We start from the raw sequence: 4,187 nt of genomic DNA on the forward strand, positions 1-4,187 counted from the left end.
ACGAAGCGAGCTGAACAAGCGCCGCGCTACAGTTGTCCACAGCCGGCATCAGCCGATGTCGGCCCCAAGCCCTGGGTCAAAGTTCAATCGGCAGGGTGGGTCAAATTTAGATCGGCGCCAACAATCGTGGATCAGGCGGCCATGTCGGCGTCGACCTTGACGCGCCATTCGCCGGTTAGGAGCTTTTGCATCAGGCCGCGCTTCATCGCTCGATAGTGGACGGACCGCTCCCTTAGCACCTTGGACTTCGCATCGACTGCCGCAAGCACTTCGGCGATGCGGACTTGCTCACACATCGGTGGCACAGGCACGAGCAGCTTCTTCAGATTGCCGGCATTGATGTTCTGCTGAGCTCCACCGGCCGCCTGGTGCAGCATCAACTTCTTGCCTTGCGGAGAGTTGAAGTACCGAGATGCGAAGTGGGCATGGAGCACATCGTGGCGAGGGCGCGTGATGAGCGTCGTGAAGGTTTGAAGTAACCCCAAACCTTCCGGCACCACGCACGTTGTTCCTGGATACCCTGTCCGCACTGTGAGGATGTCGCCGGCCTTCACTCGCTTGTTCTTGTTCTTGGCGTCGAACTCAGGGGTGATGCGGAGAAGGTCAGAGAGGTCAAGGAAATCGTCTTTGATGTTCTGGTTGCGGATCAGCGGAATGCCGGAGTCCGCGTAATGCTCCGTAGTCGAGGTGGCGATGCCGACAGTGATGGACTCGGAAAGCGCTTCAAGCCGTTGAACGTCCCAACACGACGGTACGCCACCCAGTTCCGTCTCCTTGAACTCGGCATGCGGCAGCCAGTGGCCGTTGGCATCTTGCGTGCCAACGCCCCGGCTGAACAACGTCTGCATCAGGCCCTGCTTGAGGGTCTGTGTGGCTTCAATCTGGCGTGCAATCACGTCCAGCTTGTCGTCCACGGCTGCCAGGATGGCGGCAACGCGCCGCTGCTCAGCCGGCGAGGGGACGCCGACCACGATTTCTGCCAAGTCGGACCAACTCACACGCGGCATCTTGGTGCCGTACGACAGCGCCTCAACGGTTGAAAAGACGCCATCGCCTTGCATCAACTGGAACAGGAAGCTCCTGTCGGCAAGGTCGTCCTTCGGATGAATCGCCAGTATCTCCGTGGTGCAGATTCCGTCGAACGGAGCAACGGCGTACTTGCGAAGGTACGGCCGTAGCTTCCCGAAGAGCACATCACCCTGCTTGAATGCAGTCTTGATGCTGGCCTGCGCGCCGCTGCTGTCCCATCCCAGCAAACGACCTGTCTCGGGTTCGATGTGCTCAAGCTCTACGCATCGCACACCTTGCTGCGCTACAGCCTTGGTTTTTCTGGCGGACGCAATAGTGCCAAGCGACAGCGGGGCCCAGTCCTCCGGTATCCAGCCGGCGTCTGTTTCCCTGTAGCCGGGAATACCTGCGTTAGTCATTCAACGCCTTCCGTCAGCCCCAGTTCCGCTAGATACCCGTTCAGCCGCGCATCAATCTGCGCCTCTTCCACGGCTAGTGCTTGCAACTGCACCAACGAGGCCGCCAGATCGACGGCGTCTTCCGTCTCCCCGTTAGCTATGTACCGTGCAATGTTGAGGTTGCCGTCATTGCTGCGAATTTCCTCCAGCGAGACCACACGGCAGTAATTCTCCACTTCGGTCTGCTGCTCGAAGGCGGCCTTGTGCGTGCGGGCGATCCGTTCGATGTCTTCGGGACGCAGGCCATTCTGGGCCTTGCCTTCCAGATACTCCCGGCTGGCGTCGATGATGATGACCTTGCCTCGCAGCGCGGCGGGCTTGCGCTTGTTCAGCACCAACACGCTGGCCGCGATGCCCGTGTTGTAAAAGAGCTTGTCCGGGAGCCCCACGATGGCCTCGATCAGGTCCCCAGGCTGGCCGCCGCTTGCTGCATCAGTGCCGAAGAGCAGGCCCTCGCGAATCTTGCCCTCCTCGCCGCTGCGAAACAGCACCCCGTGCGGAAGGATGACGCCCATGCGGCCGTCGGCCTTCAGGCTGGCCAGCATGTGCTGGGCAAAGGCCAGATCGGCATAGCTGCGCGGCGGCACGCCGTAGCTGAAGCGGCCCAAGGGGTCGCTGACGGTCTTGTAGCTGGGCGTCTTGGGCTTCTTGTTGGTGCCCGCGCCGCCTTCGCTGTCCTGCGCGGCTTCGGCTTCCAGCTCCAGCGGCGTCCACCAGGCATTGGCGGAGAAAGGCGGATTGGCGATGACGCGGTCGAAGGTCTTGAGGTAGCCCCCGTCCAGGTGCTTGGGCTCCACCAAGGTGTCGCCGCGCTCAATCTCAGCCCGCATGTTGTGCAGGTAGAGGTTGAGCTTGGCAATGGCCCAGGTGCCCAGGTTCTTCTCCTGGCCGTAGAGCAAGGCGTTGGGGCGGTCGCCCATCAACGTGCCGCCGGGCAGCTTGGCGATGTGGTGGGCGCTTTCCACCAGCATGCCGCCGCTGCCGCAGGTGGGGTCGTACACGCTGTGGCCGGGCTGCGGGTCGATGAGTTCCACCACCAACTGCACCACGGCCTTGGGCGTGTAGAACTCGCCGCCCTTCTTGCCGGCGTCGTCGGCAAACTGCTTGATGAGGTACTCGTAGGCATCGCCCAGCATGTCGGCCTTGTAGAGGTCGGCATTGCCCAGGCGGTACTGGTTGAAGTGGCGCAGCAGGCGCTGCAGCGTGGCGTCGGAGAGCACGCGCTTGTCGCCGTACTGCGTGGCCGTCAGCACATGCTGCAGCTCGGTGTTGTTGGCCTCGATGTCGGCGAAGGCCTTGTCCAGCGCCTCGCCGATGTTCTCGGTGCGCGCGATCAGGCTGGGCCAGCGGGCATCGGGCGGGAAGATGCCCCACTTGGCCTGCACCTCCACGGCGGCTTCCTTCTCGCTGAGCTTTTCGTCCTGCTCCAGCTGCCGGACGCGCTCCTCGAACACGTCATTGAAGCGCTTGAGGAACAACAGGCCGAAGATGTAGTTCTTGAAGTCCGACGAGTCGATGGAGCCGCGCAGGATGTTGGCGGACTCCCAGAGCCAGGATTCGAGGGTGTCGAGATTGAGAGGCATTGGTCGGCGATAAATGAGGATCAGGGCAACACGATGGTGAGATGACCTAGGGTTCGGTGGCCGTCTTTGAGAAGCACGGGCTGTTGGCGTCGGGCGGCATAGCGCAGCGCCTTGCGCAGCGCCCGAAGGTTGGTCAAGGCTGCAAGGTCGAGCTCGGCTGGATGCAGGGCGCGGCGGTAGGCACGCAAGGTGTCGGGCTGAAGCAGGCCCAGGCAACGCAGGTGCAGTTCGCAGCGCGTGTGTTGGTCCGCCAGGTCGGGGGAGAGCCAGGCCAGCAGTTCGATCACACGGTCGTAGAGCAGGCGAAGGCGAGCTAGAGCTTGGTCGGACGTGCTGGGTGCGGGCGCCGCCACAGTTAGCGGCTTGTTCGGACGTGCACGGCCTTCGTTCATCAAGGGCCCGAGCTTCCAGATGGGCTCATGGTGAGCGACTCGGTTTCGCAGTGCGTTGCAAAGGTCCAGTCGGGCGAAGAACGCATCTCGGTGCTTCTGCTTAGCCCAGTGCGTGGCTTGTTGTTGCCGATGGCCTGGCAGCACATCCAGGAGTAGTGGACCCCAGTCGATGTTCTTGTGGAGGTTGTCCTTCTCCAAATCCAGCAGCCGCGGCCAGAAGCCGAAAGTCAGACCAGAGACCACATCGTCGGGGGATGGCGCTGGATTGCGGGGCACCAACTGCTGACCTTGCTTGTAGTGGGTGATGTCCTTGATCTTGTTCTTAGCGATGGCAGACAACGCGACATGCTCATACCAGTCCTTGGACCCGCGCCCGCCCACCACACCGTAGCGCTGGCTAAAGGCCTGGTGAAACTGGTTGCGCAGAACCACCTCCACCAGGGAGATGGTGCGGAAAAGGCAGGCACTCAACTCGTCGTTCCATTGGTAGAGTGCTAGCGCCTGCACGTCATCGGTGACACCGAAGAAGCTGCGGTAGTTGCTTAGACGGGCATGGGAAAGCGCTTGGATGCGTGCCAAGTTCCCTGCTGCATGGGTTTTGAGCTGTTTAAGCATGCGTGTTATGTGTTGGCGCCGACTGAAATTTGACCCACCCGTGAGGGCCCTGCCGATCCAAATTTGACCCAGGTGTTCAACCTACCCTGCCCGAGATATCCACAGCTGGGCGGGGGTGTGAGGAGTGATCA

The 4,187-nt window shown here is 61.7% G+C and carries 3 protein-coding genes; all 3 read right to left on the reverse strand.

Translation table 11 applies throughout. The features are described 5' to 3' along the window. Positions 1 to 131: 131 nt before the first annotated feature. The 3 genes from ABDJ40_RS24535 to ABDJ40_RS24545 are packed head-to-tail and all read right to left on the reverse strand — an operon-like array spanning position 132 to position 4,020. The gene (locus tag ABDJ40_RS24535; protein ID WP_347613718.1) at positions 132 to 1,427 is read right to left on the reverse strand and encodes a restriction endonuclease subunit S; all 1,296 of its coding nucleotides are present in this window, start codon (positions 1,425 to 1,427) and stop codon (positions 132 to 134) included. Beyond that, a complete protein-coding gene (locus ABDJ40_RS24540; protein WP_347613720.1) occupies positions 1,424 to 3,049 on the reverse strand; it encodes a type I restriction-modification system subunit M in 1,626 nt (541 codons plus the stop codon). The genes ABDJ40_RS24535 and ABDJ40_RS24540 overlap by 4 nt, the downstream gene beginning before the upstream one ends. A gap of 20 nt (positions 3,050 to 3,069) precedes the next feature. After that, the gene (locus ABDJ40_RS24545) at positions 3,070 to 4,020 is read right to left on the reverse strand and encodes an Abi family protein (RefSeq protein WP_347613721.1); all 951 of its coding nucleotides are present in this window, start codon (positions 4,018 to 4,020) and stop codon (positions 3,070 to 3,072) included. Positions 4,021 to 4,187: the final 167 nt, after the last annotated feature.

It is taken from the genome of Roseateles flavus, from assembly GCF_039872765.1.
In the GTDB taxonomy this organism is placed as follows: Bacteria; Pseudomonadota; Gammaproteobacteria; order Burkholderiales; family Burkholderiaceae_C; genus Roseateles_B; species Roseateles_B flavus.

Excerpts from the sequence above, each read along its gene's own strand:
- ABDJ40_RS24540 (WP_347613720.1), bottom strand. The coding sequence starts at position 3,049 with ATGCCTCTCAATCTCGACACCCTCGAATCCTGGCTCTGGGAGTCCGCC.
- ABDJ40_RS24535 (WP_347613718.1), bottom strand. The coding sequence starts at position 1,427 with ATGACTAACGCAGGTATTCCCGGCTACAGGGAAACAGACGCCGGCTGG.